The organism is Nocardia sp. Marseille-Q1738 (genome assembly GCF_965283145.1).
Map to the genome: position 1 here is coordinate 553,778 of NZ_CBDIMS010000003.1, position 26,943 is coordinate 580,720.

General features: G+C 68.6%; 26 protein-coding genes. 10 read left to right on the forward strand and 16 right to left on the reverse strand.

Annotated features, from left to right (window positions below):
* Positions 1-156 precede the first annotated feature (156 nt).
* Both ACWPXK_RS16075 and speD read left to right on the forward strand, forming a co-directional pair.
* On the forward strand, positions 157-1,272 hold the full coding sequence (locus tag ACWPXK_RS16075; RefSeq protein WP_454196909.1) for a type III PLP-dependent enzyme: 1,116 nt from the start codon (positions 157-159) through the stop codon (positions 1,270-1,272).
* Between the two features lie 8 nt (positions 1,273-1,280).
* Complete coding sequence (speD, locus tag ACWPXK_RS16080; RefSeq protein ID WP_454196910.1) at positions 1,281-2,483, forward strand: adenosylmethionine decarboxylase; 1,203 nt, start codon at positions 1,281-1,283, stop codon at positions 2,481-2,483.
* A 63-nt stretch (positions 2,484-2,546) separates the two neighbouring features.
* Here the strand turns inward: speD and ACWPXK_RS16085 are convergent, their stop codons facing one another.
* The 6 genes from ACWPXK_RS16085 to ACWPXK_RS16110 all read right to left on the reverse strand — a co-directional run bounded on the left by ACWPXK_RS16085 (position 2,547) and on the right by ACWPXK_RS16110 (position 7,202).
* Entirely contained in the window at positions 2,547-3,926 is a 1,380-nt protein-coding gene (locus tag ACWPXK_RS16085; protein ID WP_454196911.1) for a cation:proton antiporter, read from the reverse strand.
* Positions 3,927-4,088: 162 nt separating this feature from the next.
* Positions 4,089-4,292 carry a tautomerase family protein gene (locus tag ACWPXK_RS16090; protein WP_454196912.1) on the reverse strand — a complete coding sequence of 68 codons (204 nt, stop codon included), beginning with the start codon at positions 4,290-4,292 and terminating at the stop codon, positions 4,089-4,091.
* Positions 4,292-5,026 (reverse strand): SDR family NAD(P)-dependent oxidoreductase, encoded by a 735-nt coding sequence (locus ACWPXK_RS16095; RefSeq protein WP_454196913.1) that lies wholly within the window; start codon positions 5,024-5,026, stop codon positions 4,292-4,294. The genes ACWPXK_RS16090 and ACWPXK_RS16095 overlap by 1 nt, the downstream gene beginning before the upstream one ends.
* A 76-nt stretch (positions 5,027-5,102) precedes the next feature.
* A complete protein-coding gene (locus tag ACWPXK_RS16100; protein WP_454196914.1) occupies positions 5,103-5,693 on the reverse strand; it encodes a TetR family transcriptional regulator C-terminal domain-containing protein in 591 nt (196 codons plus the stop codon).
* Positions 5,694-5,751: 58 nt separating this feature from the next.
* On the reverse strand, positions 5,752-6,228 hold the full coding sequence (locus tag ACWPXK_RS16105; protein ID WP_454196915.1) for a gamma-glutamylcyclotransferase family protein: 477 nt from the start codon (positions 6,226-6,228) through the stop codon (positions 5,752-5,754).
* A gap of 65 nt (positions 6,229-6,293) precedes the next feature.
* A complete protein-coding gene (locus tag ACWPXK_RS16110; RefSeq protein WP_454196916.1) occupies positions 6,294-7,202 on the reverse strand; it encodes a hydrogen peroxide-inducible genes activator in 909 nt (302 codons plus the stop codon).
* A gap of 183 nt (positions 7,203-7,385) precedes the next feature.
* Here ACWPXK_RS16110 and ACWPXK_RS16115 point away from each other — a divergent pair, with 183 nt between their 5' ends.
* The 3 genes from ACWPXK_RS16115 to ACWPXK_RS16125 all read left to right on the forward strand — a co-directional run bounded on the left by ACWPXK_RS16115 (position 7,386) and on the right by ACWPXK_RS16125 (position 9,383).
* On the forward strand, positions 7,386-7,973 hold the full coding sequence (locus tag ACWPXK_RS16115; RefSeq protein ID WP_454196917.1) for a peroxiredoxin: 588 nt from the start codon (positions 7,386-7,388) through the stop codon (positions 7,971-7,973).
* 90 nt (positions 7,974-8,063) lie between these two features.
* On the forward strand, positions 8,064-8,603 hold the full coding sequence (locus tag ACWPXK_RS16120; protein ID WP_454196918.1) for a carboxymuconolactone decarboxylase family protein: 540 nt from the start codon (positions 8,064-8,066) through the stop codon (positions 8,601-8,603).
* 105 nt (positions 8,604-8,708) lie between these two features.
* A complete protein-coding gene (locus ACWPXK_RS16125; RefSeq protein WP_454196919.1) occupies positions 8,709-9,383 on the forward strand; it encodes a PhzF family phenazine biosynthesis protein in 675 nt (224 codons plus the stop codon).
* Positions 9,384-9,470: 87 nt separating this feature from the next.
* Here ACWPXK_RS16125 and ACWPXK_RS16130 read toward each other — a convergent pair whose 3' ends face one another.
* The 4 genes from ACWPXK_RS16130 to ACWPXK_RS16145 form a co-directional block, all read right to left on the reverse strand.
* The gene (locus ACWPXK_RS16130) at positions 9,471-10,202 is read right to left on the reverse strand and encodes an anti-sigma factor (protein ID WP_454196920.1); all 732 of its coding nucleotides are present in this window, start codon (positions 10,200-10,202) and stop codon (positions 9,471-9,473) included.
* Positions 10,195-10,881: an ECF RNA polymerase sigma factor SigK gene (gene sigK, locus ACWPXK_RS16135; RefSeq protein ID WP_454196921.1), complete on the reverse strand. Its 687-nt coding sequence runs from the start codon at positions 10,879-10,881 to the stop codon at positions 10,195-10,197. Before sigK ends, ACWPXK_RS16130 begins: the two co-directional genes overlap by 8 nt.
* A 66-nt stretch (positions 10,882-10,947) precedes the next feature.
* Entirely contained in the window at positions 10,948-11,643 is a 696-nt protein-coding gene (locus tag ACWPXK_RS16140) for a DUF5134 domain-containing protein (protein ID WP_454196922.1), read from the reverse strand.
* A 447-nt stretch (positions 11,644-12,090) separates the two neighbouring features.
* A complete protein-coding gene (locus ACWPXK_RS16145) occupies positions 12,091-13,320 on the reverse strand; it encodes an aminotransferase family protein (RefSeq protein WP_454196923.1) in 1,230 nt (409 codons plus the stop codon).
* A gap of 337 nt (positions 13,321-13,657) precedes the next feature.
* On the opposite strand from ACWPXK_RS16145, the gene hrpA reads away from it, so the two are divergent.
* A complete protein-coding gene (gene hrpA / locus ACWPXK_RS16150; RefSeq protein ID WP_454196924.1) occupies positions 13,658-17,827 on the forward strand; it encodes an ATP-dependent RNA helicase HrpA in 4,170 nt (1,389 codons plus the stop codon).
* Position 17,828: 1 nt separating this feature from the next.
* On the opposite strand, the gene nrdR is transcribed toward hrpA, so the two are convergent.
* The 3 genes from nrdR to ACWPXK_RS16165 all read right to left on the reverse strand — a co-directional run bounded on the left by nrdR (position 17,829) and on the right by ACWPXK_RS16165 (position 20,350).
* Positions 17,829-18,299, reverse strand: a complete 471-nt coding sequence (gene nrdR, locus ACWPXK_RS16155; protein WP_364326097.1) for a transcriptional regulator NrdR — start codon at positions 18,297-18,299, stop codon at positions 17,829-17,831.
* A 208-nt stretch (positions 18,300-18,507) separates the two neighbouring features.
* Positions 18,508-19,761 (reverse strand): hypothetical protein, encoded by a 1,254-nt coding sequence (locus tag ACWPXK_RS16160; RefSeq protein ID WP_454196925.1) that lies wholly within the window; start codon positions 19,759-19,761, stop codon positions 18,508-18,510.
* 121 nt (positions 19,762-19,882) lie between these two features.
* Positions 19,883-20,350, reverse strand: coding sequence for a hypothetical protein (locus ACWPXK_RS16165; protein WP_454196926.1), 468 nt, complete (start codon positions 20,348-20,350; stop codon positions 19,883-19,885).
* Between the two features lie 276 nt (positions 20,351-20,626).
* Here ACWPXK_RS16165 and lexA point away from each other — a divergent pair, with 276 nt between their 5' ends.
* Positions 20,627-21,355, forward strand: coding sequence for a transcriptional repressor LexA (gene lexA, locus ACWPXK_RS16170; protein ID WP_454196927.1), 729 nt, complete (start codon positions 20,627-20,629; stop codon positions 21,353-21,355).
* A 332-nt stretch (positions 21,356-21,687) separates the two neighbouring features.
* Here lexA and ACWPXK_RS16175 read toward each other — a convergent pair whose 3' ends face one another.
* On the reverse strand, positions 21,688-22,059 hold the full coding sequence (locus ACWPXK_RS16175) for a PepSY domain-containing protein (protein WP_454196928.1): 372 nt from the start codon (positions 22,057-22,059) through the stop codon (positions 21,688-21,690).
* Between the two features lie 118 nt (positions 22,060-22,177).
* On the opposite strand from ACWPXK_RS16175, the gene ACWPXK_RS16180 reads away from it, so the two are divergent.
* Both ACWPXK_RS16180 and ACWPXK_RS16185 read left to right on the forward strand, forming a co-directional pair.
* Positions 22,178-22,852 (forward strand): response regulator, encoded by a 675-nt coding sequence (locus ACWPXK_RS16180; RefSeq protein WP_454196929.1) that lies wholly within the window; start codon positions 22,178-22,180, stop codon positions 22,850-22,852.
* 35 nt (positions 22,853-22,887) lie between these two features.
* The gene (locus tag ACWPXK_RS16185) at positions 22,888-24,330 is read left to right on the forward strand and encodes a sensor histidine kinase (RefSeq protein WP_454196930.1); all 1,443 of its coding nucleotides are present in this window, start codon (positions 22,888-22,890) and stop codon (positions 24,328-24,330) included.
* Positions 24,331-24,552: 222 nt separating this feature from the next.
* Here the strand turns inward: ACWPXK_RS16185 and ACWPXK_RS16190 are convergent, their stop codons facing one another.
* A complete protein-coding gene (locus ACWPXK_RS16190; protein WP_454196931.1) occupies positions 24,553-25,482 on the reverse strand; it encodes a zinc-binding dehydrogenase in 930 nt (309 codons plus the stop codon).
* A gap of 132 nt (positions 25,483-25,614) precedes the next feature.
* Between ACWPXK_RS16190 and ACWPXK_RS16195 the strand changes: the two genes are divergently transcribed.
* Positions 25,615-26,265, forward strand: a complete 651-nt coding sequence (locus ACWPXK_RS16195; RefSeq protein ID WP_454196932.1) for a TetR/AcrR family transcriptional regulator — start codon at positions 25,615-25,617, stop codon at positions 26,263-26,265.
* A gap of 54 nt (positions 26,266-26,319) precedes the next feature.
* Here the strand turns inward: ACWPXK_RS16195 and ACWPXK_RS16200 are convergent, their stop codons facing one another.
* The gene (locus ACWPXK_RS16200; RefSeq protein WP_454196933.1) at positions 26,320-26,664 is read right to left on the reverse strand and encodes a hypothetical protein; all 345 of its coding nucleotides are present in this window, start codon (positions 26,662-26,664) and stop codon (positions 26,320-26,322) included.
* Positions 26,665-26,943: the final 279 nt, after the last annotated feature.

Consider the following 26,943-nt stretch of genomic DNA (forward strand, 5'->3'; position numbering starts at 1 on the left):
CCCACTGCCGGTTCCATATCCACGCAGGTCAGCGCGCCCATCCTGGTAGCAGGACGGGGTTCGGCGATCGTGCAGCGAATCCGAGGTTTGACGGATTCGTTTCTGGGTAGGGGCCGCTGATACTCTCTCCCCCGCTGCCCAAGCGAAAGATCAACTATGCCCGAATCGCCGTACCTTGTCATCCATCCCGAGCGTGTCCGCGAGAATTACCGCGCGCTCGATGCCGCCCTGTCCGCGGAACGGGGCGCCGCGACGAGGATCCGCTTCGCCGTCAAGGCGAGCCCGGTGCCGGAGATCGTTCGCCTGCTCGACGCGGAGGGCGCGGAGTTCGACGTCGCCAGCATCGGCGAGATCGACCTGTGCCTCGGGCTCGGGGTAGCGCCGGAACGGCTGTGCTACGGCAACCCGATCAAGAAGGCCGCCCACATCGCCAGGGCCTATGCGCTGGGGGTGCGCCGCTTCGCCTTCGACACCGAAGACGACCTGCTGCGCATCGCCGAGCACGCGCCCGGCTCCGGGGTGGAGTGCCGCTTCCTCGCCTCGGCGCCGGAGTCGCGCACCCCGTTCGGCACGAAGTTCGGCTGCACCCCGGGCGAGGCGTTCCGGCTGCTGGTCCGGGCCAGGGATCTCGGATTGGCCGTCGCCGGGCCGTACTTCCACGTCGGCTCCCAGCAACTGGACCCCGCCGCGTGGCGGATCGGCATCGAGCAGGCCGGCCGGATCGTGGAAGCCTTGGCGGACAAGGACATTCCGGTCGGCTGGGTGAACATCGGGGGCGGGCTGCCGATCTCCTACGCCGACTCCGCACCCGCACTGGGTGAGATCGCCGCGGTGGTGCAGCACGCCGCGGCCGAATTCCTTTCCGGGAACACCGGATTGGTCGTCGAACCGGGCCGCGCGCTGGTCGGTTCGGCGGGCACGATTCACGCCGAGGTCGTCGGCGTCCGCACCGCGCCGGACGGACGACGCTGGGTGTATCTCGACATCGGCCGCTACAACGGCATGGCCGAGACCGAGAACGAGTACATCGCCTACCGGTTCGTCACCGACCGGGACGGCGACCCCGTCGACGAGGCGGTGGTAGCCGGTCCGACCTGCGACGGCGACGATGTACTGTATCAACGCACGCGAGTCCTCCTACCGACCACGTTGCGAGCCGGTGATCGCATTCGAATCCCCGACACCGGCGCCTATACCGCGAGCTATTCGTCGGTGTCCTTCAATGGTTTTCCGCCCTTGACCGTTCATGTCTCGGGCGCTGAGCGAGAGTGAGTTTGCCCATGACGGCGGAATTCACCGGCTGGCATGTGCTGGCCGAGTTCGGTGGTGTCGACGCAGCCCTCTGCGACGATCTCGAACGACTCGAATCGGCGTTGCGTGAATCTCTGATCGCGGCGGGCGTCACCATCTGCGATGTCGTACACAAGAAGTTCGAACCGCAGGGGGTGACCGTCCTCGCGCTGTTGTCGGAGTCCCACGCCTCGATTCACACCTATCCGGAGTCCGGCGACATCTTCGTCGACGTCTTCACCTGCGGCAGCATCGGCGCGGGAGCGTCGAAGGCGGTCGAACTGCTCCGGGATAAGTTGTCCCCCAAGGACGTTCGCATGCAGGTCATCCGCAGGGGACACGGCAGCCAGCGGATCGAGGAACCGGTCGGCGCGGGCCTGACCCGCATCTGGGACCTGCACGAGGTGATCGTCGACACACACACGCCGTTCCAGCACATGGTCATCGCGCGGACCGAGCAGGGCATCAGCCTGTTCTCCGACGACGACCGCCAGTCCACCGAGTTCTCCCAGCTGACCTACCACGAGGCGATGATGGTCCCGGCCTTCGCGCTGGCCGAGAAGCTGGACAACGTGCTCATCATCGGTTCCGGCGAGGGCGTGGCCAGCCAGATGTCGGTCGCCGCCGGCGCCACCCAGGTCGATCACGTCGACATCGACCAGCTCGAGGTCGAACTGTGCGCCCAGCACCTGCCCTACGGCTACACCAGTGACGAACTGGCCGCCGCGGTCAAGGGCGAGGGGCCGATCACGGTGCACTACGCCGACGGCTGGGATTTCCTCGCCGCCGCAGCCGAGACCGGCACCCGCTATGACGTCATCGTGATCGACCTGCCGGACGAGCGCGTCGAGGACGCGCAGCACAACCGGCTCTACGAGGCGGAATTCCTGTCCCGATGTCGTGCGCTGCTTGCTCCCGGCGGCGTGCTGAGCGCCCAGGCCGGATGCGCGACCATGTGGCGCAACGAGACGCTGAAGCGGTCCTGGCAGCGCTTCCACGAGCAGTTCGGCACCGTCGTGCACTACGGCAGCGACGAGCACGAGTGGTCGTTCCTGTTCGGCATGGTCGACACGGTCGAGGACCCGGTCGAGCGGATGACCGATCGTCTGGCGCGGCTGCCGTACCAGGCCGAGACCATCGACGCGCGGGCGCTGGTGCGCGGCGCGATCGAACCGCACGCGCTGCGGGTGTAGGCAGGTCGAGCCCGAACGCGCCGGTCGGATCCGGCGCGTTCGGCAGATCCGTTCCGGGCGGTGTCAGACCCGCGCCGAGCCCACGGACGGCAGTTCCGGCTGCTCCGGCGGTGTGCCGTCCTTCGGCTCCTCGCCGCTGGGCCCGAACACCATGCCGTTCTTCCACGCGCTGCGCTCGAACATCCGCTGCAGCGGCGTGGCGACGAAGGTGGTGACCGTCGTCATGATCGCGAGCACGGTATAGAGCTCGGGCGTGATCAGCCCGGCCGACAACCCGACGTTGAGCAGCACCAGCTCCATCAGCCCGCGGGCATTGGACAGCGCGCCCATGGCGCCCGCCTCCCGCCAGCCCATGCCCTGGGAGCGGGCGACCAGCCCGACTGCCCCGAACTTGCCCGCGAACGACACCACCAGCACCACCACGGTCATCACCAGCACCTTCGGCTCGAAGATGAGGCTCAGCTTCGTGTTCAGGCCGGTGTAGATGAAGAAGGCGGGCAGCAGCAGGTATCCGACCAGCGGCTCGAAGCGGTCCCGGATCCGATCCAGCAGCTCGCCGCGGGGCATGACGATACCGGCGACGAAAGCACCGAGCACGGAATGGATTCCGACGAAGTCGGTGACGCCGGCGGCCAGCAGCACCACCAGCAGGACCACGGTGAGCTGACCGACCGGCAATCCGCCCGCACGTTCGGTGTCACCGCGCCGCGGCGTCCAGGTCTCCAGCCGCGCCAGCCAGCGACGGGCGACGAAGAGCATGAACAGCAGGTAGGCCAGTCCGCCGCCGACCGCGAGGTAGACACCGCCCGGACTGTCCTTCGCCGTCGCGACGACCACGGCCAGCAGCACCCACGCGCACGCGTCGTCGACGGCCGCGACGGCCAGCGACATCGTGCCGAGCCGCGTGTTCATCAGTCCGGAGTCGTAGATGATCCAGGCCAGGATCGGAAACGCGGTGACCGCGACGGCGGCGGCGAGGAACAGCGCGCCTTGCCAGTCGGCCACCCCCTCGGTGAAGAATCCGCCCTGCACGGCCATCCACCAGCCGACCGCGCCGCCGAGCACCATCGGCACCGCGACGCCGGTCGCCGAGGTGGCCCCGGCCTGGCGCAGGTGCTTGCCGAAGATGTCGAGCTGGAACGAGCTGCCGACCAGGAACATGTACAGCACCAGCCCGACCTGGCCGACCACGTAGATGGCGGTCAGGTTCGGATGGACGATGCTCGTGTCTCCTACTGCGAGCGTCGTCGGGAACAGCCACTCCTGCGCCTGCGGCCAGGCCCAGCCGAGCACCGATGGCCCGAGCAGGAAGCCCGCGATCATGATGGCGACCACCTGAACTTGCCCCAGGCGCCGCAACAGCGGCCAGAGCAGGCGGTAGGTCACCAGGATGACCGCGATCTGTAGGAAGAAGTGGGTCGAGATTTCCAGTAGCGATGGCATCGCAGCTCCCCTCCGTCGAGCTGTATCGGTCGTACCAGGATCTCGACTGCGGGTGGAAACGTAACTGCTGCGGTGTGACGTTTACGTGACGAGTTCGGGCGCCGCCGCTCGTGACGAGCTCGGCGACGCCCGAATCGTGTCTCCGCGTACGGCTTTCGCGGTTCAGGATTGCTGTTTACGCCACTCTTCGACGTTCATCCCGCCTACTCCCCAGTCCGACAGCGCGACCTCGTCGATGACGACGAAGGTGCTCGCGGGCGCCTTGCCGAGCACGTCGTGCAGCAGATCGGTGACGCCCTTGATCAGTTGCGCCTTCTGCTCGCGGGTGACGCCCTCGTCGGTGACTTTGATGTTCACGTACGGCATCAAGCTGCCCTTCCGGTGATGAACCCGCCGTCGACGGGAAGGATGTGTCCGGTGATGAACGCGGCGTCGGCGAGATACAGCGCCGCGGCGGTGGTTTCGGCGACTTCGCCGATGCGGTTGAGCAGGGCAAGTCGGCCTGCGGCCGCTTCGTCGCCGTCGCCGAACAGCGGGGTACGGATGATGCCGGGCGCGACCGCGTTGACCCGGATGCCGTCGGCCGCGAGTTCGGCGGCGAGGCTCGTGGTCAGCGCGTGCACGCCGCCCTTGCTGATCAGCGCGGCCGACGCGGGCAGCCCGGCGAGGGCGTGGTCGATCAGCACCGTGCCGATGTTCACGATGCTGCCGCCCCTGGCCTGCTCCAGCAGCCGTCGCACCACGGCCTGCGTGGTGAAGTAGGTGCCCTTGAGGTTGCCGTTCAGATAACGGTCCAGGTCCGGTTCGGTGACGTCCACGAAGGGCTTGGCCCCGAAGATGCCCGCGTTGTTGACCAGCACGTCCACGCCGCCGAACCGCTCGACGGCGGCGTGGACCAAGGCGGCTCCCGTCGCCGGCGCGCCGATATCGCCTGCCGCCGTGGCCACCCGCTCCGGCGCGCCCAGCTCGGCGGCAACCCGCGAAAGCTTGGCGGTGTCCCGCCCGTTGAGCACGACGTTGTCGCCACGCTCGACGAACGCCCGTGCGATATCGCGCCCGATCCCACTAGAGGAACCGGTCACGATGACCGTCTTTGCCATATCTCTCCTTCTCTTCTTTATACGACCGGTCGTCTTCGAATAGGTATACGACGACACCGGGCGGAACAGCCCTGAATCAGGGCAGGAAATAGTCGCCGAGCAGGCGATCCAAGCACCTGTGCAGCGGCGCCAGGGTGCGACCGATCTTCATCTTGATCACCGCACCCTCCCACGATTCGAGCAGCAGGTCGGCCAGTTCGGTGGCGTCGATATCGGCGCGGATCATGCCGAGCCGCTGCCCGTGTGCCAATTGCTCCGCGACACGGTCGCGCCATGCAGCCCACGCCGCGGACAGCGATTCCCGCAGTAGCTCACTACCTTCCAGTTCGCCACCCAGGTTCGCGATGAGGCAGCCGCCGGTGAAATCGGCCGCCACGAAATCGTCCATCAGCCGCCCGAAGAACGCCCGCAGCCCGCTCACCGGGTCCGGCGCGGCGCCGAACGCCTCGGTCAGATTGCGCTGCACGCACAGCGAGTGGTGCTCGATGATCGCGCGGCCGAAGCTCTCCTTGCTGTCGAAGTAGTTGTAGAACGACCCCTTCGGCACACCGACCTTGTCCAGGATCTGTTTGAGTCCGGTGCCGTGATAGCCGTTGGTCAGGAACCCCACGGCACCTTCCTCGACCAGAAGCCGCCGGGTGTCTTCACTACGTCGCGGTCGCGCCATGACTCGACAATACGACCGGTCGTCTTGAAATAGCAACCCGGATACCGCGCTGACCGGGTTACTCCCGCTCTACCTCGGCTGATGCGGAATAGGGAGCGTTGCGCCACCGCGCGGACCGTACGGCGAAATGCGCGAGATGTTCGGCGGCGAAGCGATCTCGTTGCCAGTCCGCCGGATCGGCGGCCGCCGTCCAAACGTAGGTCCACACCGGAGCTACCCGGTCGCCGACACGCACCCGGCGCAGGTCGTATTCGTCGTCTTCGAACGCGTCGACGATCGCCCACTCCACCGCGGTGAGACCACTGAGCACGGCGCCCCGGGTCAGTCCGTCCGGCGCGACGACCAATCCCGGATAGATCCGCCTCGGGAGCGCGGCCGCGCGCCAGCCGGGCAGCTCGGCCGGTTCGAGCGACGGAATCCTCCCGAGCAGCACCTCCAGCACTTCGGGAAACTGCAGCGTGCCATAGACGAACAGCACGTGATCCAGCCCGGACAGACCACCCAGCCGCCCGGAACCCAGCGCCGCCGATTCCATGCCAACCGCTCCTCTCACCCGGTACTCACTGTGCCCGCCCCGCGCGCTCGACGCAGGGCCGGGCCCTATATCGGCCGCTGGGCGCGGATGATGGCGGCCAAGTATTCGTAGTCGTCGGCACGGGCGCTGGAAGCACGGAACGCGAGGCCGATGGTACGGCCGGGCGCCGGGTCCGCGAAATGCGCGACATCCAGTGTGCCGCTCGCCGTTTCCGCCGCAACGGCCATCTGCGGAATCAGGGTCACACCGAGCCCGCCCGCGACACACTGCACCACGGTCGCCAGCGAGGCGGCCCTGGTATCGCCGACGGCGGCGGGGTGGGCATCGGCCGATCGGCACGCCTCCAGGGTCTGGTCGCGCAGGCAGTGCCCCTCGTCCAGCAGCAGCAGCGGCTGGGCGTCGAGCACCGACGCGGCCAGGTCGGTACGCCCGGCCAGCTCGTGGCCACGCGGGGTGACCAGCACGAATTCCTCGGAGTAGAGCGGGATCTCGACCACACCGGGCAGGTCGGTGGGTACCGCCAGCAACGCGATGTCCAAGACACCCGTGCGCAGCCCGTCCAGCAGCCGGGCGGTCTGGTCTTCGATGATCTGCGGGCGCAGCGCGGGCAACCGCTTGCGCAGTTCGGGCAGCAATCCGGGCAGCACATAGGGCGCCACCGTCGGAATGATGCCCATCCGCAGGATGCCACCGAGCCCGTCCCCGGTCGCCGAGGCGACGAAGCGGTCGGCGGCCTCCAGCGTGGCCATCGCCTTGGGCAGCAAGCGCATTCCGGCGGCGGTCACCAGCACACGCCTGGTACTGCGCTCGATCAGCTGGATGCCGAGCCCGTGTTCGAGCGCCGCGAGCGCCTGCGATAGCGTGGGCTGGCTCACACGGAGGCGGGCGGCCGCGGTGCCGAAATGGCGATATTCCGCGACCGCTACGAACGCACGCAGCTGTGACAGGGTGGGCTGATAAGTCTGATCAGTCACGCCTATCAGTCTAGTGCGACTGATCACCTTTACCTTTTACCGAGGCTTCGTGCAAGATCACCGGTGAGCTTTTGCACGCGGTCTGAGCACTGGGCCCGGAGGCGGTAGCTTGCGTCACGAACGGCCCGCGAAGACCGCACATCGAACACAGCGCTAGCAAACCAACATGACGAGGAGACGAGCATGGCCCTGCTGACCATCGGCGACCAATTCCCGGCATACAACCTCACCGCGGTCATCGGCGGTGATCTGTCGAAGGTCGACGCTCAGCAGCCTGACGACTACTTCACCCGGATCACCAGCGACGACCACGCGGGCAAGTGGCGGATCATCTTCTTCTGGCCGAAGGACTTCACCTTCGTGTGCCCGACGGAGATCGCCGCGTTCGGCAAGCTCAACGACGAGTTCGAGGACCGGGACGCGCAGGTGCTCGGCGCGTCGGTGGACAACGAGTTCGTGCACTTCCAGTGGCGCGCGCAGCACGAGGACCTCAAGGCCCTTCCCTTCCCCATGCTCTCGGACCTGAAGCGCGAATTGGCCACGGCCACCGGCGTGCTCAACGCCGACGGCGTCGCCGACCGCGCCACCTTCATCGTCGACCCGAACAACGAGATCCAGTTCGTCTCGGTCACCGCCGGTTCCGTGGGCCGCAACGTCGATGAGGTGCTGCGGGTACTGGACGCGCTGCAGTCCGACGAACTGTGCGCCTGCAACTGGAAGAAGGGCGACCCGACCATCAACGCCGGTGAGCTCCTCGCGGCCAGCGTCTGAAAAGTCCCGGCGCACCGGGAATTCCGGTGCGACACCATCGAGAAACGACCCGTCCCCCTACGGGGCTGAACTGAGCAGAGGAATCGCCGCATGAGCATTGAGAACCTGAAGAACTCCCTCCCCGGGTACGCCAAGGACCTCAAGCTCAACCTGTCATCGATCGCGCGCACCACGGTGCTGAACGAACAGCAACTGTGGGGCACCCTGCTGGCGTCGGCGGCCGCGACCCGGTCGACGACCACACTACGCGAGATCGCCGAGGACGCCGCCGGCGTGCTGACCGCGGAGGCGTACAATGCCGCGCTCGGCGCCGCCTCGATCATGGGCATGAACAACGTGTTCTACCGGGGCAAGGCGTTTCTCGGCGGCCGCTACGACGATCTGCGGGCCGGGCTGCGGATGCAGATCATCGGCACGCCCGGCGTCGACAAGGCCGATTTCGAGCTCTGGTCGTTCGCGGTCTCCTCGATCAACGGCTGTGCGCACTGCCTGGAGGCGCATGAGCACACGCTGCGCGAGGCGGGCGTGTCCCGCGAGGTGATCTTCGAATCGCTGCGCGCCGCGGCCATCGTGGCCGGTGTCGGCCAGGCGGTGCAGTCGACCGAGGCGCTCACCACGGCCGCGATCTGAGCTCGTCGGAAAAGAGGCCCCGGTCCGCGGATCGGGGCCTCTTCGCGTTCCCGGTGTGGTCTGGAACACAGCCCGGTGTCCGGGCACCGAGTAGGCTCGGCGAGCATGGGCACACAGCTTGACGTGGTCCGGGTGTTCACCGACGCCGCCGGGCGGTTCGGCAACGAACTGGGCATCGCCCGGGCTGCGGACGTGGCCACGGCCGACCGGCAGGCACTGGCGGCGAAGGCCGGGTACGCCGAGACCGTGGTGGTCGACGAGCCGGTCGACGAGATCGCCACAGTCCGGATCTACACGCCGATGGTGGAACTCCCGTTCGCCGGGCACCCGTCGGTGGGGACAGCGTGGTGGTTCGCCACCCAGGGGACCCCGGTGCGGACGCTGGACGTCCCCGCGGGCCCGGTGGCGGTGGAACTCACCGACGGGCTGACCTGGATCACCGCGCGCGGCGAATGGGCGCCGACCTTCACCTTCCACCAGCTCGACGACGCCGAGGAACTCGCCGCCCTCCGAGCGGACGAGTTTCCCGGCGGCCCGCACTATCTGTGGAGCTGGACCGACGAACATCGCGGCATGCTGCGCTCACGCATGTTCGCGCCGACCATGGGGATCGTCGAGGACGAAGCGACCGGCGCCGCGGCCGTGGCGTTGACCGCGCTGCTGCGCAAGAGCCTGGTCATCACCCAGGGCAGGGGCTCCCAATTGTTCACCCAGTGGGACTCCGACGGCTGGGTACGCCTGGGCGGGCGTGTCGTCGCCGACCAGCCGGTCGAGATCTAGACCCTGTGCACGACCGCGCCTCGCTGGCGCTCGGCTCCGTCGTGCGCAGGGACGCGCTGCGTTCTCGGTTCACTCGCTAACGCTCGCTCACGGCAGCGGCACGCCGGCGATCGGCTCGCCGCTCGGCGCGTCCGAACCGCCGGCCGGTTCGACGCTCATCGCGAGTAGCTCGCCCGATCGGAATCCCGTCACGAACGGACGATCGGCCGACGGCGTGTCGCTCAGCACTCCGACCGACCGTGGCTGCCCGTCGGAGCCGACCAGCCACATTTGATACACCTGGCCCAGCGGCGGCGGCGCGACCTGGTCGAAAACGACGACCGCGCGCCCGAGCTCCGGCGACACGTCCACGACCAGCAGGCCGCCCCCGGCGACCGGCCCGCGCACGGTCTGCACCTCCGGCTGGACTTCCACCTGGTTCGCCGCGGTCGGGGACGGCGGCGAGCTGACGAATCGCGTGGTCGCCACGGTTGTGCCGAGCACCAGGCACGCCGCCGCGGCGACCGCGACAGCCCACCGCGGAGGCCGCCGCCACGACGAGATCCGGGTCACCGGTTTTCCATCGCCGCGGTCGGGCAATGCCGCCAGAATGCGGCGTTCGAGTTCCGGCGGCGGCGCATGCTCGTCGAGCACGGCCAGCCGTCCCATGATCTCGCGCACCTGCCAGACGGTGTCGGAGAACGCCTGCCGCACGGCTGGGTCAGCGGACGCCAACCGCGCATCGATATGCCTGCGTTCGATATCGGCGACCGCGTCCAGCGCGCACGGATAGGCGAGGTCGATGAGGTCCGCGTCCGCCCGCGGTGAGGTGTCAACCATCGATGCCTTCCCCGGACAAGCACTTCTCCAATCGCTTCAACCCGTCGCGGATGCGGGTCTTGATCGTGGGCAGTGGGACCGAGAGGTGGTCGGCGACCTCACGGTAGGTGTGCCCGCTGTAGTACGCCAGGACGATCGCTTCGCGCTGGGTGGGCGTCAGCATGTCCAGGCAGCCTGCCACCTGTTGCTCTTCGATGCGCTGCGCCACCGATTCGGCGACGACGTCGTGGGCGCGGCCCAGCTGCTCGTGCGCGTAGACCAGCTCGCGGCTGGTGGCCGAACTCTCCGCGCGGACCCGGTCCACCGCGCGCCGGTGCGCGAGCATCATGATCCAACCGACCGGGCTGGCCAGCGTGGGGTCGTAGCGGTCGGCCATCGTCCACACCTGGAGGTAGACCTCCTGGGTCACCTCTTCCGCGGCGGCGTGGCTGCGCAGAATACGCACCGTCAGCCCGAATACCCGTGGGCTGGTCAGCTGGTAGAACTCGGTGAACGCGCCGCGGTCGCCCGCGCCCGCCGCCGCGAGCAGCGACACCAGTTTGCCGGTCGCCAGACCGGCCCGCGCCCGGCCGTCCGCGGCGGGCAGCGGGCCCGCGAGCACGGGGTCGTCGGGTTCGTCCCGCTCCCGCGCGGAATAGCCGGACCCATGTGGTGAAGCAGAACCGTGGTCGTTGCTCATCGCCGAATCCCCTGCCTGCATAAACAGGGGTTCGGTATGCACGAGGAGGCGGATTGGTCGCCCGGGTCAACCGGATATCGCGGCGACCAGCATGTAGGCGGTGCCCGCGTCCATCACCACGTGCGGGACCGCCGCCCATGGCCTGGCGGGGCCGGTGAGGGCGGCGACGCATCCACCGGAACGGATGAGCAACCCGAGCGGTCCCCGCTTGTGCGCGAGCGTCCATCCGCCGCGGGCGGCGAAGGCGACGAGCAGCGCGTCGAGCAGGAACAGCGCGGCAAGAGCCAGCGCGGGACCGGCCGCGGGGCCGCCCGCATGTCCGGCGGCGGTGTGGCCGGACATCGCGTAGAGCATCGCGGCGGTGGCCACGATGTGGTATCCGAGCGGGACCAACCGGTCGATCGGCACGGGGCGGCCCTGCGCGGCGTGCTCCGCGGCGCGGGTGATCAGCAGCGCGGCGAAGACCACCGCCATCGCCGTCAGCACACCACGTAGCGCGTGCGGGCTCGCACCGGACGGAAACAGCAACATGCCGAGCATGACCAGGCACATCACCACATGGGCTGCGTCGGATTCGCCATGCTCGATCGAACCGCCGTGTGGCACAGCCGATTCCGGTGCTACGTCGGCGAGCTCGATCTGGCGACCGGGCAGCGACACCGCGGCCGCGGTCACCCGCGCCAGCACGATCGCCGCCGCGATCAGGAACGCCGCCACCACCATCCACCGCAATACGGCGTACTCCTGCACGAACTGCGCCACACCCCACCACCTCTCATCACGGCGACCACCGGTCGTCGCCCTTCCATGCTCGCATCCCGAGACGGTTAGGGTGCCCTTTTCGGTTGCGCCGCATTAACCTTGGGCACGCACAACCGATGAACCGCAGTTCGCTCGGCGATTGTGTCGCCGTGCTTGCGGGTCACGCGCGCTCGTAGACGAACAGCACATCACGGGAGATCCCCACCGCCCCAGGCAAACTCCTCCGAGACCGGGCCGCCCGTCGGCTCCACGCGGCCCACAGCTTCGACTACTGCGCCCCGTTCGGCGACTACTGTCCGACCCCAGTGGCGTGTTCATGACGCGCATACTCTGACCCACAACTGGCCGAAGCAACGGTAGGTGGGGCGAACACCGGTCGTGCGCGTGCGCGGTGAACACCTCACAGCCGCGACCGAACACATGCCGAAGCCGGGCGGGACCGGCGCTCTAACCAGGACCGAGTGCGCGGGTGAATCCGTCGACGAGTTCGGATACCTGGTCGTCGGTCATGACGAACGCCGGGGAGATCTGCATGGCGCCCTGGCCCGCGGCACGGCCGGAAATGCCGTGCTCGCGCAGGGTTTTCACCAGCGGCAGACCTTCCGCGGGGTCGGCCAGCTGGATCGCGGCGACGGCGCCGAGACCGCTGCGTACCTCGGCGACCCTGGGATGCTCGGCGAGCACCGCGAGCTGGTCGTGGAGGCTGGATTCCAGGCGCAAGGCGGCATCGAGGAGGCCCTCGCGCTCGATGATGTCGAGATTCGCCAGCGCCGCCGCCGCGGCGCCCGCGTGGCCGCCGTAGGTGTAGCCGTGCCGCCACCAGACGCCGCCCGCGAAGAACGGCTCCGCCACGTGGGGTGCGACGAAGACCGCGCCCATGGGGAGGTAGCCGGAGGTCAGGCCTTTCGCGGTGGTCATCAGGTCGGGTTCGAGGGCGAAACGGGAGGAGGCGAACCACGCTCCGCCGATGCGGCCGAAACCGGTGACCACCTCGTCGGCGACGAACAGGATGTCGTGGTCGCGGCAGATGCGGCGCACCTCGGTGAGGTAGCCCTCCGGCGGCAGGTAGACGCCGCCCGCGCCGATCACGGGTTCGCAGAAGAACGCGGCGATGCGCTCGGCGCCGACCTCTTCGATCAGCGCGAGCAGGGCTTTCGCGTCGTCCCATGCCACGATTCGCGCGGCGGGCATCAGTTCGCCGTAACCCTCGCGGTTCCCCGGTATGCCCGCGAGGGCGGTACCCGCGACGTGCATGCCGTGGTAGGCCCGCTGCCGCCCGACCACGATCGTCTTGCCGGAGTGTCCGAGTTCGTGCCAGTAGCGGCGGGCGAGTTTGGCGGCGGTGTCGACGGAGTCGGAGCCGCCGGAGGTGAAGAAGATCTTGCTGTTCGGTACCGGGGCCAGCTCGGCGAGCCGCTCGGCCAGTTCCTGGGTGGCCGGTTCGGTGATGTCACCGAAGTTGGAGTAGTGCGCGATCGTGCGCAGCTGCGCGGCGACGGCGTCGGCTATCTCGCCGCGGCCGTGCCCGATGTTGGCGAACCACAGGCCCGCGGTCGCGTCCAGGTAGCGATTGCCCGCCTGATCGAAGACGTAGGCGCCGTCGCCGCGGGCCACGACGAACGCGCCGTCTCGCTCGACGGCGCCCATGTCGGCGAAGCCGTGCCATAGCGCGCTCATATCCGCGCCTCGCTGGCGCTCGGCTCCGCCATGACCGCGCACGCGGCAGCGCCTATGGTTCGCTCGCTGCGCTCACTCATGTCTTCCACCTCTACCGGATCTCGGGCCGCGGCGGGTGCCGTGACGCCACGGCAAATGCCCGGCCTGGACGAACGTCATCGAGTCACGCGGCCAAGGGCACAGAGCCGGGGCGCGCCGCATCCGCATTCCCTCGGCCGATCTTCGCACATCGGCGGCCCCCGACCGGGATCGAGCAGGCCCCCGGCACCCGCTCGGCAACCGCGCCCGCCGCCTGGGAAAAATATCCGGTGGCGGGTTTCGCTAGGCTGGTCGAGCAATGACCAGGACAGCCGCCACCGATTCCCGCGAACTTCGCACCCGTCTGGCGAATCTCTCCCTTCGCGACGAACACCGGCTGCGGCGTCGGCTCGACCGGGCCCGCGATGGCGACCTGAGCGCGGTGGAAGCCGAGATCGCGGCGGCCGAACTCCGGGTCGAGGCACGCCGCGCCGCCGTGCCGCGGGTCCGCTATCCGGAGCAGCTGCCGGTCAGCGCCCGCCGCGACGACATCGCCGCGGCCATCGCGGCACACCAGGTGGTGATCGTCGCGGGTGAGACCGGTTCCGGCAAAACCACCCAGATCCCCAAGATCTGCCTCGAGCTCGGCCGCGGCATCCGCGGCACCATCGGACACACCCAGCCGCGCAGGCTGGCCGCGCGCACCGTCGCCGAACGCATCGCCGAGGAACTCGGCACCGAACTCGGCGATGTCGTCGGCTACACGGTGCGGTTCACCGACCAGGCCTCCGAGCACACGCTGATCAAGCTGATGACCGACGGCATCCTGCTCGCCGAGATCCAGCGCGACCGGCTGCTGCGCCGCTACGACACGATCATCATCGACGAGGCGCACGAACGCAGCCTCAATATCGATTTCCTGCTCGGCTACCTCGAGCAGCTGCTCCCGCGTCGGCCCGACCTCAAGGTGATCATCACCTCGGCGACGATCGATCCGGAGCTGTTCGCCAGGCATTTCGCGGACGAGAAAGGCACTCCCGCCCCCATTGTCGAGGTTTCCGGCCGTTCGTACCCGGTGGAGATTCGCTACCGGCCGCTCGAGCTTCCGGCTGCCGTCGACGACGAAGACGACGAGGACACCGGGACCGTCGACCGGGACCCGGTGGACGCGATCGGCGACGCGGTCACCGAACTGTTCGCCGCGGGCGATGGCGACGTGCTGGTGTTCCTGTCCGGCGAACGCGAGATCCGCGACACCGCCGACGCGCTGCGCGATCTGAAACTGCCACGCACCGAGATCCTCCCGCTGTACGCCCGGCTGTCCACCGCCGAGCAGCATCGGGTGTTCACTCCGCACACCGGGCGGCGGGTGGTGCTGGCGACCAACGTCGCGGAGACCTCGCTGACGGTGCCCGGCATCCGGTACGTCGTCGACCCGGGGACCGCACGGATCTCGCGGTATTCGATGCGGACCAAGGTGCAGCGTTTGCCGATCGAACCGGTGTCGCAGGCATCGGCGCGGCAGCGGTCCGGGCGGTGCGGCCGGGTGGCCGACGGTATCTGCATCCGGCTGTACTCCGAGGACGATTTCGAGTCCCGGCCCGCCTTCACCGAACCCGAGATCCTGCGCACCAACCTGGCCGCCGTCATCCTGCAGATGACCGCGCTCGGACTCGGTGACATCGAGAACTTCCCGTTCGTAGAGGCTCCGGACCGTCGCGCGATACGCGACGGCATCGCCCTGCTCGAAGAGCTGGGGGCACTCGCGCGACGCGACGGCAAACCCGCATCGCGGGCGAATACCGCTGCGGCACAAGAGGCGAACGGTGACCGCCCGGACAAGGAAAGCCGCCGTGAGGACGATACGGCTTTGTCGCTGACGCCGATCGGGCGCGAGATGGCCCAGCTGCCGGTGGACCCCAGGATGGCGCGGATGCTGGTGGAGGCGCACCGCAACGGCTGCCTGGCCGACGTGCTGGTCATCGTCGCGGCGCTGTCGATCCAGGACGTGCGGGAGCGACCCGCCGAGCAGCAGCAGGCCGCCGACACCAAACACGCGCGGTTCACCGTCGAGGGTTCGGACTTCCTGGCCTACCTGCGGCTGTGGGAGTACCTCGGCGGGCAGCGCAAGACGTTGTCGTCCAACCAGTTCCGGCGCATGTGCCGGGAGGAGTTCCTGCACTACCTGCGGATCCGGGAGTGGCAGGACCTGCACGGGCAACTGCGCACGATCACCAAGGGACTCGGCTGGTCGGCCCACGCGGACCCGTCAGCCGACACCGCGCCGCGCGGTGAGCGCGAAGCGGCGGCGCCGGATCGCAAGTCCGGCAACCGAACCCGCCGCGGCGGGTCGGCACGCACGCGAACCGACGGACGACCCGGCGCCGACCGCGCCCGGTCCGCCATCGCGCAGGCAGGCGACGACGACGGTGTCCCTTGGGATTCCACCGCCATCCATCAGGCGCTGCTGGCGGGCATGCTCTCGCACATCGGTGTCAGGGAGGCGGAGTCCAGGGAGTTCCTCGGCGCGCGCAACGCCAAGTTCATGATCTTCCCCGGTTCGTCGCTGGCGAAGAAGCCGCCCCGCTGGGTGATGGCCGCCGAGCTGGTCGAAACGTCGCGTCTGTGGGGCCGGATGACCGCGAAGATCGAGCCCGAATGGGCCGAACGACTCGCGGGCGACCTGGTCAAACGAACCTACTCCGAGCCGCACTGGTCGGCCAAGCGGGGCGCTGCGCGCGCCTACGAGCGCGTCACCTTGTATGGCATCCCGCTGGTCACCGGCAGACCCGTCGACTACGGCCGGATCGATCCCGAGTTGTCGCGTGAGCTGTTCATCAGACACGCCTTGGTCCAAGGTGAGTGGCAGACCCGGCACGAGTTCTTCCACCGTAATCGTGCGCTGCTCGACGACGTCGCCGACTTGGAGCACCGCGTGCGCCGCCGCGACATCCTCGTCGACGACGAGGTCTTGTACGAGTTCTACGACAAACGCCTGCCCGCCGATATCGTCTCGGTGCGGCACTTCGACAGCTGGTGGCGGACCGCCCGGCGCACGGAGCCCACGCTGCTGGACTTCTCCACCACCACGGTGATCAACGAGGGCGCCGCCGCGCTCGACCCGGCGGACTTCCCCGACTCCTGGCGTCAAGGCGAGCTCAGCTTCCCACTCACCTACCAGTTCGAGCCGGGCAATGACGACGACGGCGTCACGGTGCGCATCCCGGTGGAACAGCTCGCCCACGTCCGCGCCGTCGGTTTCGACTGGCTGGTGCCCGGGATGCGCGAAGAGCTGGCCGCGGCGCTGATCAAGACGCTGCCGAAGACCTTGCGCCGCAGCGTCGTTCCGGCGCCGGACTTCGCCGCCGCCGCCCTGGCCGCGCTGACTCCACGCGCCGAACCACTGCGTACCGGCCTGGCGCGGGAGCTGTCCCGATTGGGTTCGGTCTCGATCGCTCCGTCCGACTTCGATCCCTCCGCGCTGCCCGACCACCTGCGGATGACCTTCGCGGCCATCGGTGGCGACGGTACGGCGGTCGCTCGTGGCAAGAGCCTCTCCGCACTGAAAACGCAGCTCGCCGAACAGGTTTCCGCCTCAGTGGCCCGCGCGACGGCGGGCGCGGAACGCCCGCCCGCCACGGTGTGGACCTCCGAGTCGCTCGGCACCGTCGAGCCGACGGTGCGCCGGGAGGTGGCCGGTCAGACCGTCACGGGGTATCCCGCGCTGGTCGCGGAAGGCGACGGCGTAGCGGTCCGGGTGCTGAGCTCCCCCGCCGAGCAAGCCGCCGCGATGCGCCTGGGTACCAGGGCGCTGCTGCTGCATGCGCTGCCCACCTCGGTCCGCACCGCTACCGCCGGTCTATCGCCTACCGACCGGCTCGCGCTGAGCCAGAACCCGTACGGCTCGCTGGAGGCGTTGATCGAGGACTGCCGCGCGGCCGCCGCCGACGAGCTGGTCGCGGCCGCAGGCGGTCCGGTCCGCGACCCGGCGGCGTTCGACGCTCTCGTGGCCCGGATTCGTCCGGACTTCGCCTCCGCCGTCGCGCGCTTCGTTCGCTCGGTGGTGCCGATTCTGGCTGAGGCCCATCAGGTTTCGGTGGCGCTCGCGCGGACGAGCGAGCGCGACATCGCCGAGGACGTGCGCGAGCAGCTCGACAACCTGGTATTCCGTGGCTTCGTCGCCGAGTCGGGCAGCGCCAGGCTGCGCGAACTCCCCCGCTATCTGCGGGCGGCGGTGCTGCGTCTGGAAGCGCTGCCCGGCTCTGCGGTTCGCGATCGCCAGGGCATGGCCGAACTCGATCGGGCGCTGGCCGCCTACGACCGCCTGGTCGGCTCGCTGCCCGAGCACCGCAGGAACACGCCCGCTGTCACGGACATCTGGTGGATGATCGAGGAATTCCGCGTCAGCCTCTTCGCACAGAAGCTCGGCACCCCATTCCCGGTCTCCGCCAAGCGAATCGAGAAGGCCATCGCCGCGATACGGCGCTGAGTCAGTCGGCGCCCGACAGTGCCTCGGCGCGCGCCTGGCGCATCTGGAGGATCTCGCGTTCGAAATCCTCGGCCGAGGTGAACGACCGGTAGACCGAGGCGAACCGGAGGTAGGCCACCTCGTCCAAGTCGCGCAGCGGCCCCAGAATGGCCAAGCCCACCTCGTGGCTGGGCACCTCCGGAGAACCCTTGGCGCGCACCGTGTCTTCCACCTGCTGCGCGAGCAGGTTCAGCGCGTCGTCGTCGACTTCGCGGCCCTGGCACGCGCGGCGCACACCGCGGATGACCTTCTCGCGACTGAACGGCTCGGTGACCCCACTGCGCTTGACGACGGACAGGATCGCGGTTTCCACCGTGGTGAACCGCCGCCCACACTGCGGACAGGCACGGCGACGGCGAATGGCCGCGCCTTCGTCGGCCTCGCGCGAGTCCACAACCCGGGAGTCTGGGTGTCGGCAGTACGGGCAATGCATCCGAGAAATCCTTCGTCGATGCGCGTGCTCGCGTCCGGACCGGCTACCGATCGCGGTGATCGTTCCGGCGAGCACGTGTACAGAGGTCTATACCCCGGCACCAAGTATTCCCCGTTCGACACGCGGAATACCTGCATAACACTTCGAGAATACCCGCCCGGGTGCCCGGATCGCCCGGCTCACCCCGGCCGACGGCGGATCGGCGCGCTCATCCGGTGAGCTGCCAGTGCCCGGTCAGGTCCGTCAGGAGGTCCGGCAATCGTGCCGCCAGGCGGCCGCGGGCGAGCTTGCTCCAGAAGGACTCGCCGAGGACGGCGCCGGCCAGTACGCGGTCGGTTTCCATATCGATGTGGCGCGGCACCAGGTCACCGGTGATGTAGTCCCAGCGGGTCTCCCGGTCGGCCCAGTTGAAGTCGGGCAGCGGAGCGCGCAGCGCCAGGATGCGGCCCGAAACATCGGCGCGGACCGTGGTCGGGGCGAATACACCGGGCGCGCGGACGCCAGGGACGCCGGGTTTGCCCGCGACGGTGCTGACATAGGTCAGGACACGACCCATGGGTGCACGGCCCGCCGCCGTCTCGTCCCACTGGTCGGCGACGATGCGGTTCTGCTCCCGGTCGGTCATCCGGATCAGCGCGTCGATGTAGCCGTTCTCGGTGCCAGCGGCGATCGACTGCCAGGCGGTGCGGATGTCGTCGTCGAGCACGCCCGCCGCGTACATCTCATCGATGCCGCGCATACCGAGTGCGACGTACGCTTCGTGCATCGGCACCAGATCCGTGAAGATGTGCTTCTGCATGATCATCAAGCGGGTCTGGTACCAGGCGACGTCCTCGGCGCTGAGCCGGGAGCCCTCAGTGGCCAGCAGCCGGATGTCCTCCGGGAGCGCCCGCACCAATTCCGGCGGGGTGGCGCGCAGCAGATCGGCCACCGCGTTGCCGAGCTGATGGATGCCGGGGACGTCCAGCACCACACCCACGTCGCTCATGTCGAAGAATCCGGAGGCGAAGGATCCACCCGCGATCCCGGCCAGGCCCGCCCAGTAGAACTCCGGCCGCTGGGTGGCCAGTCGCAGGTAGTTGACGTACACCTGGTTGAACGTGCGCTCGTTCGCCCGTGCGCCACGAGCGGGATCCCAAGCCGCCAAGTCGATCGCGGCGTTGCGGGTGGCGACCACCAACCAATACTGGTGCAGCAACGTCGCATACCGGCGTGGGGCCACGTCGTCGGCCCGCGCCTGCCGCACCGCCTCCGCCAAAATTGATTCTTCGAGCGGCAGAAGGGGGTTCAGACCACCCGCGCCCACACCGTCCCCGTTGACGGAGGGCAGATCGAGGTAGGCCGCGTACACGGGCTCCGCGTGCGCGGTCGGCTGCGTGCCGAGTCCGAAGAGAAGGCACAGGGACAATCCGGCGGCCCGGGCGAAGACGCGGACCGAGCGGCCTGCGGCGAGAAGTGTCATGTGCTGAAAGGTCCCGATATCGTTCGGGCAGTGTTGCCCAGATCACGTTTTCAGCACGGTAGCAACACGTTCTAGTTTTACGATCAACAATTCCGGCCGCCTCCGGTGGCCGATTTCCCCGTCAGTGCGGGTGCGCAGCACCGCGCCCCTCCGTGCCGTCCACCACCGCGGGGACCGATCCACCGGACCCGCCGCCCCATTCACCTGCCCGCGCGTGCGCCAGCGCGATCAGCCCCGCCACCACCAACGCGGTGAGCAGTGCCGCGACGGCGAGCGCGGCGAACCCGATCTGCGCCTGCTCGACGCGACGCATCGGATGCGCTCCAGTGGCTTGCCGCCGCCCGAAAGCCTGTGTGCCGTCGCCATATCCGACCACACCGCCGCCAGGGCGTGAATCGCGCGGGCGCCGATCGACCGCGGACCGATGCGCTGGCGCGAGTGCCCGCGATCGCGCGCCGCCACGCAGCACTCGCCGGGCGGTGTCATAGCCGAGCTCGTCGTCCGCCGTACCCAGGTCGGCGATGCGGCGCTCGAGCGCCGCGTCCGTCCTGCCGATCGATGGGGTGATCTCGCTGATCGCAGTGCTCATCGGACAAACCTCCGTAGTGGGTGCTCCGCCGCCGTTCGAGCCGATACTCGCGGTTCGAACACTTGTTCCCTCTGCATTCGATCAAGTGTTCGAAGAACTGATGTTCGATTTCTACCACGCCCGGTCGACAAAGTCACCAGAAACGCCCGACATGCGTCGAACAGATGTTTGATACATCGGCGTTACCGGACTAGATTCGAAGGACCGAAGACTTGACAAGCCAGGAACACACGCGCCGGGCGGACCGGCCGGGCACAGCAGGAAAGGGCGGTTGCGGTGAGGCACACAGACGACACGGGTGACGAGACCGAAAGCGGCACCGACTCGACGGGGACCGGGGCGGATCTCACCGTGCGTCAGCGCAAAGTGCTGGAGGTGATCCGGACCTCGGTGAGCGAGCGCGGCTACCCGCCGAGTATCCGGGAGATCGGCGACGCCGTGGGACTCACGTCCACCTCGTCGGTGGCCCATCAGCTGCGGGCCTTGGAACGCAAGGGCTACCTGCGCCGCGATCCGAACCGTCCACGCGCGGTGGACGTCCGAGGCTTCGACGAAGTGGTGCGGTCGGTGACCAGCCTGCCGGTCACCGCGGTGGACGACACCGAGGTCGTCGCGGAGGCCGATCGGCCGGTGCCCACGTTCGTCCCGGTGCTCGGCCGCATCGCCGCCGGTGGTCCGATCCTGGCCGAGCAGGCCGTCGAGGACGTCTTCCCGCTGCCGCGCGAACTGGTCGGCGACGGTTCGCTGTTCCTGTTGAAGGTGGTCGGTCAGTCCATGATCGACGCCGCGATCTGCGATGGCGACTGGGTGGTGGTGCGGCAGCAGAACGTCGCCGACAACGGCGATATCGTCGCGGCGATGATCGAGGGCGAGGCCACGGTGAAGACGTTCAAACGCACCGGCAAGGACGTCTGGCTGATGCCGCACAACCCCGTCTTCGAGCCGATCCCCGGCAACGACGCCCAGATCCTCGGCAAGGTCGTCACGGTCATCCGCAAGATCTGACCACAGGCCCGGCTAAAGACCAATGGCCGCGCGGTGTTCCGCGCGGCCATTGACCGGCCCCAGGACAACCACATTTCGCACTGAGCTACCGGCCGCGACGTCGAGCGTGCGAGCCGCCGATCGGTGACCTCGACCTGACGCAGTACCCACGCCTCCAGGTCACACACCGGAACTTGGTCGAGGCGTCCACATGGTTGCTCACCGCGGCCCACATACGGCCGGAAACCGGGCATGGCCGAGACCTCCTCAGTGGTCTCGGCCGCCCGGTAGCAACCCCTTCTGCATATCCAACCGCGCTGCGTCACATACGCTTCGGCAGGGATCGCGCGGGATCAGTCGTGGTTGACCTTCGCGAGCACCTTGCCGCTGTTCGCATCGATGGTCACCTCGTGCTCCACACCGTCGGGCGTGGTCAGCTCGACCTCCCACACCGGGGTACCGCGGTCGGTGTCGAGTTCGGCGGAATCGACGCGCCCGCCGGGCACGGCCTCGATCGCTTTGTCGATGGCCTGCTGCCTGTTGAGGCCGGGGTCCGCGACCAGCGACCAGTCCCGCCCGGACGGATGGAAGGCGACGGTGTGGTCGTGGCCGCCGGTCGCGACAGCGCCGAGGGCGAAGCTCACACCGGCGACGACCGCCGCGACGGCGGCGCCGACGATGATCCAGCGAAGCCCTGCGTAGGCGCGGCGGAAAGCGGTTGTCATGGGAACCTCCTGCGGGAGTGTCGATCTCGAATGCTGCGACCACTGTCGCAAGAGGAAGCTGAAGGCAAGCTGAAGCCACCTGAAGACCGTTTCAGCATCCATCTGCCACCCTTAGCGGGTGCGTTTGTTGATCGTCGAGGACGAAAAGCGGTTGGCTCTCACTCTGGCAAAAGGGTTGTCGGCCGAGGGATTTGCCGTGGACGTGGTGCACGACGGCGCCGAGGGCCTGCATCTGGCGACCACCACGGACTACGACCTGATCATCCTCGACATCATGCTGCCCGGCATGAACGGCTACCGGGTGTGCGCCGCGCTGCGCGCCGCGGGCAACGAGACGCCGGTGCTCATGCTCACCGCGAAGGACGGCGAATACGACGAGGCCGAAGGTCTGGACACCGGAGCCGACGACTACCTCAGCAAGCCCTTCTCCTATCTGGTGCTGCTGGCCCGCATCCGCGCCCTGCTGCGCCGCCGGACCCGCGGCGGCGCGCGAGTTCTGCGCGTCGGCGATCTGATCGTGGATCCCGGCACGCGCACCTGCCGCCGCGGCTCGCAGGACGTCACGCTCACCGCCAAGGAGTTCGCCGTCCTCGAACACCTGGCCGTGCGCGCCGGGGAGGTCGTGTCGAAAGCCGATATCCTGCACCATGTCTGGGACTTCGCCTATGACGGCGACCCGAATATCGTCGAGGTCTACATCAGCACGCTGCGCCGCAAGATCGACGCGCCGTTCGGGCGCCGGTCCATCACCACCGTCCGGGGCGCGGGCTACCGGCTGGCGGCCGAGGCGTGACCGGCCGGTTACCCAGGCGGGCGTGGTGGCGATCGGTGCGTGCGCGCACCACCGTCGCGGCGACAGCCGTGGTCGCGGTGGCGCTCACGGCGGCGGGGTTCGCGGTGCTGGCGGTGTTGCGGCACAACCTGGTGGAGAGTGCGAGTTTGCAGGCGGAGACCACCGCGCGCGATGTGGCGGTGGAGCTCGCGGCGGCAGGCGACCCCGCCCGATTGACGCTGCCCGATGCCGAAGACCATCCGGTGCAAGTGGTTTCGGTTGACCGCCGAGTCTTGGCGGCCGCCCCAGAACTTCAGGGCAAACCGCCGATGGCCGACTTCGGCCCCTACGCGAAGTCCCGCGACGACGAGGACGACGACGAAGAGGATGACGAGGAGGAGCAGGACCAGGACGAGGGTGACGAGGAGAGCGCCTCGACGCCTGCCGATCCCGCGGCGGCCGAGCCGGAATTCGGCGACGTGCGGCTGACGGTGGACGCCGAGGACGGACCGCATCCATACCGGGTCGCCGCGCTGGCGGTGACCCTGCCGGGCGGGCAGCCCGCCACCGTTTACGCGGGCGCTTCCCTGGAGACCGCCGACAGCGCGGTGGCGGACGCGCGCCAAGCCATGCTGATCGGCCTGTCGCCACTGCTCGTCGTAGTCGCCGCCGTGACCTGGCTGGTCACCCGGCGTGCGCTCCGCCCGGTGGAGGCGATACGCGCGCAGCTCGCGGAGATCATGGACGGCGACCTCTCCCGCCGTGTTCCCGAACCCGGCTCACGCGACGAAATCGCCAGACTGGCAACGACTACCAACGCCACTCTCGCCGCTTTGGAGAAATCAGCGGAACGTCAGCGCCAGTTCATCGCCGACGCGGCCCACGAATTGCGCAGCCCCATCGCCAGCCTGCGCACCCAACTCGAAGTGGCCCAAGCGCATCCGGACCTACTGGAACTGGACGGGCTGATCGACGACACCGTCCGACTGGAACACCTCGCCGCCGACCTGCTGCTGCTGGCCCGGCTCGACGCGGGCGAACAACCGCGCTCCGACCGCGTCGACCTGACCGCCCTCGTCCGCGACGAGCTGGCCCACCGCGTCGGCGACCGGATCGCCGTCGACACCGCAGTCCCGGACGAGCCCATCATGGTCACCGGGAGCCGGACCCAGCTCGCCCGCGTGCTCGGCAACCTCGTCGACAACGCCCAGCGGCACGCCACCTCAACGGTGCGAGTCGCCCTGGAACGCACCGCCGACGGACCTGTGCTCCTGACGGTCACCGACAACGGCCCCGGCGTGCCCAACGCCGACCGAGACCGCATCTTCCAGCGATTCGTCCGCCTGGACGACGCCCGCACCCGCGACGAAGGCGGCGCGGGTCTGGGCCTGGCCATCGTCCGCGATGTCGTCGAGCACCACGCGGGCACCATCCACGTCACCGACGGCGTAACCGGCGGCGCCCACTTCGTCGTCACCCTGCCCGCGGCTCGTGTCTGAGTACTGCTCACGATCAGCGGACGCTCGCAAAGTAGTTCAAAACTCGGGATCTGGCGCAGGTTGCGTGATCGGCCCGTTCGAAATGCGCTCCGGCGCGTCTACGCATCGGGCTCGGTGATCGTCTTGCTCGGCCTGGCGGCTCCCCAGCGGCTCGGCAAGGCTGCACTGCCGGGGAGCCGGTCCGTAATGAACACGAAGGTGTCGCTTGTCGTGTGCGTAGTCTCAGTGCAGTTCCAGCACTGCCTTGCCGTGCAGGCGGCGTGACAGCAATGCCTGGGCAGCGTCACCGACCTGGGTCCAATCCCCGCGCCAGGCGATGTTCGGGTCCAACGCACCGGTCGCGACTCGGTCGGCCAGCCAGCTCAGATCCGGGCCGAGGTTGGTGCAGGCCAGCAGGAAGAACGTCGAGATCGACCGGTCGTGGCGTCCCTGATCACCGAAGAACGCCCCGAACGGGAACGTCTCGTCCACGCCCGCGGCGTGACCGACGGCAACCACCGTGCCACCCTCCGACAAGCGTTGGTAGGCGTCGACGAGTTGAGGGCCGCCCACCAGATCGATCACACCGTCGACCGGGGCCCGCAGGTCGGCGGGGCCGCTGATGACCTCGGCCGCGCCGAGTTCGCGCAGACTTGGAGCATGCGTGGCCGGATCGCCGGTCGACGCGATGACGTGCGCACCACCGAGACGGGCGAGCTGGACCGCATAGCGGCCGGTGCCGCCGGTCGCTCCGGTGATCAGCACCCGCCGCCCCAGAATCGGCCCGAGCCGGTGCAAGGACCGCAGCGCGCTCGCTCCCGCGACCGGAACGGTGCTGATCGCCGCCAGGTCCGCACCGGCCGGGGCCGTGCCGATGAGGTCGGTATCGACCGCACGCAGTTCCGCCCAGGCGCCGGTCCAGCCGAGAGTGACCACCGGGGTGCCGACCGGCGGGCCGGAGCCGTCGGCGGCCGCCCGCTCCACGATCCCGGCCGCGTCCCAGCCCAGTACCGAACCCTCGGGTGCGTCGGCGAGCACGTACCGGACCTCCCCATCGTTGAGTGAGGTCGCGGTCACTCGGACCACCGCCTGATGCGGCGTCGGCTCCGGATCGGCCACCTCCCCGACACGCAACCCGGACGGGACGGAACGGTCGACAACCAATGCGCGCATGTCACGCCTTTCGAAAGCAGGGGATGCTGTGGCGCCGGTCATCCGGCGGCACGCACCCAACGTGCCACTGAGTGGCAAATGATGTCAAGGGGCGATAGCTATCCAGCGGCGTTCGTGCGCTATCCTGCTGGCATGGCTGACGCTGCGATCGACCGGCTGCCGCTGCGGGAACGAAAGAAGCACCGCACTCGGCAGGCGCTGATCGACGCTGCTCTGGAACTGTTCACCGACCGCGGCTTCGACAACGTCACGCTCGACGAGCTCTGCGACACCGTCGACGTCTCCAAGCGCACCTTTTTCCGCAACTTCACCAGCAAGGAAGACGTCGCGATGGCACCGCTGCGAACCCTGTGGGCCGCCTTCCTCGCGGATGTGGCCCACCGCGAACCGGACACCGGACCGCTGCATCGAACACTGCGAGACAGCATGCTGGCGGCCCTGGATCAGATGCCCCCGGACGGCTGGGCAGACCGTGCCGCACGCAGCCACCGCCTCGCACAGTCCACCCCCTCGATGGGCGCGAACAACCTCCAGTTCTGCGCCCGGACCGTCCGCGACGCCCTCGAGGTCCTGCGGGAGCGCTTCGACATCGATCCTCGCGCCGATCAGCGCCCCCGCCTCGCCCTCGACATCGTCGTCGCCGCATTCCACTGCGCCCTCGACGCCTGGAGCACCGACACCGACAACCTCGATACAGCCGCGCTCACAACGCATGTGCGCGACGCATTCGACGCCGTACCCGAAGCCCTCACCATGACTCCAGCGCCACGACCGGCGAGCTGAGCCAGAATTCGGCCGCCTCCCGGACTTTGCGTCTCGTGCGCACCCCTCCGGGTTTCAGTTCCACGTACGCGGTGGCGCCATCGTCATGCCCGCAATGATCCCGACGTGCCCCTTGTGGTACCAGCCGTAGGGGTGGCCGACGAGCAAGCCGCAGCGCTGCACGATCTCCGGGGCCCGGAAGTTGATGTGCGGCAGGCTGTAGGTGATCAGAACTTGGTAGCCCAGGCCCATGGCTTCCCTGAGCGTCCACGGGATCGGGTCGGTCTGGTCGGCGATGATCGTCTTTCGCACGTCGCAGCCGTGGGCCGCGGCGAGTCTGCCGCAGTGCAGTTCCTGTATGTCCCGAGTCTCGATCGGGCTGAACAATTCGGCTCGCAAAAAGATGATCGCTGTGGGCACACCGCGCTCCTGGCTAGTCTTGGTACGCGCCCGGTGCAGGGTCCGGTGGGATGGCCGTCCGAGATGCCGGACCATCGCCGCTCAGCTCTCCGGGCTTCGAGGCGATGTCCCCCTTTTCGAGGGGCTGGCCTGCACCGGGCGCTTCTTCAGTAGACGTGGGGCACAGCGGGATTCGCAGCGCTATCGTGGTGCATCTGCGGTGGAGTTGCCATCATTTCGCTACAGGGCGTTCCACCACGGGGGTATGCCATATTTCACGCATCCAGTTAGCAAGGGGAA

What these genes read in the sequence shown, in the direction of transcription:
- ACWPXK_RS16075 (WP_454196909.1), top strand. Translation starts at nt 157, where the DNA reads ATGCCCGAATCGCCGTACCTTGTCATCCATCCCGAGCGTGTCCGCGAG.
- speD (WP_454196910.1), top strand. Translation starts at nt 1,281, where the DNA reads ATGACGGCGGAATTCACCGGCTGGCATGTGCTGGCCGAGTTCGGTGGT.
- ACWPXK_RS16085 (WP_454196911.1), bottom strand. Translation starts at nt 3,926, where the DNA reads ATGCCATCGCTACTGGAAATCTCGACCCACTTCTTCCTACAGATCGCG.
- ACWPXK_RS16090 (WP_454196912.1), bottom strand. Translation starts at nt 4,292, where the DNA reads ATGCCGTACGTGAACATCAAAGTCACCGACGAGGGCGTCACCCGCGAG.
- ACWPXK_RS16095 (WP_454196913.1), bottom strand. Translation starts at nt 5,026, where the DNA reads ATGGCAAAGACGGTCATCGTGACCGGTTCCTCTAGTGGGATCGGGCGC.
- ACWPXK_RS16100 (WP_454196914.1), bottom strand. Translation starts at nt 5,693, where the DNA reads ATGGCGCGACCGCGACGTAGTGAAGACACCCGGCGGCTTCTGGTCGAG.
- ACWPXK_RS16105 (WP_454196915.1), bottom strand. Translation starts at nt 6,228, where the DNA reads ATGGAATCGGCGGCGCTGGGTTCCGGGCGGCTGGGTGGTCTGTCCGGG.
- ACWPXK_RS16115 (WP_454196917.1), top strand. Translation starts at nt 7,386, where the DNA reads ATGGCCCTGCTGACCATCGGCGACCAATTCCCGGCATACAACCTCACC.
- ACWPXK_RS16120 (WP_454196918.1), top strand. Translation starts at nt 8,064, where the DNA reads ATGAGCATTGAGAACCTGAAGAACTCCCTCCCCGGGTACGCCAAGGAC.
- ACWPXK_RS16125 (WP_454196919.1), top strand. Translation starts at nt 8,709, where the DNA reads ATGGGCACACAGCTTGACGTGGTCCGGGTGTTCACCGACGCCGCCGGG.
- ACWPXK_RS16130 (WP_454196920.1), bottom strand. Translation starts at nt 10,202, where the DNA reads ATGGTTGACACCTCACCGCGGGCGGACGCGGACCTCATCGACCTCGCC.
- sigK (WP_454196921.1), bottom strand. Translation starts at nt 10,881, where the DNA reads ATGAGCAACGACCACGGTTCTGCTTCACCACATGGGTCCGGCTATTCC.
- ACWPXK_RS16145 (WP_454196923.1), bottom strand. Translation starts at nt 13,320, where the DNA reads ATGAGCGCGCTATGGCACGGCTTCGCCGACATGGGCGCCGTCGAGCGA.
- hrpA (WP_454196924.1), top strand. Translation starts at nt 13,658, where the DNA reads ATGACCAGGACAGCCGCCACCGATTCCCGCGAACTTCGCACCCGTCTG.
- nrdR (WP_364326097.1), bottom strand. Translation starts at nt 18,299, where the DNA reads ATGCATTGCCCGTACTGCCGACACCCAGACTCCCGGGTTGTGGACTCG.
- ACWPXK_RS16160 (WP_454196925.1), bottom strand. Translation starts at nt 19,761, where the DNA reads ATGACACTTCTCGCCGCAGGCCGCTCGGTCCGCGTCTTCGCCCGGGCC.
- ACWPXK_RS16165 (WP_454196926.1), bottom strand. Translation starts at nt 20,350, where the DNA reads ATGAGCACTGCGATCAGCGAGATCACCCCATCGATCGGCAGGACGGAC.
- ACWPXK_RS16175 (WP_454196928.1), bottom strand. Translation starts at nt 22,059, where the DNA reads ATGACAACCGCTTTCCGCCGCGCCTACGCAGGGCTTCGCTGGATCATC.
- ACWPXK_RS16190 (WP_454196931.1), bottom strand. Translation starts at nt 25,482, where the DNA reads ATGCGCGCATTGGTTGTCGACCGTTCCGTCCCGTCCGGGTTGCGTGTC.
- ACWPXK_RS16195 (WP_454196932.1), top strand. Translation starts at nt 25,615, where the DNA reads ATGGCTGACGCTGCGATCGACCGGCTGCCGCTGCGGGAACGAAAGAAG.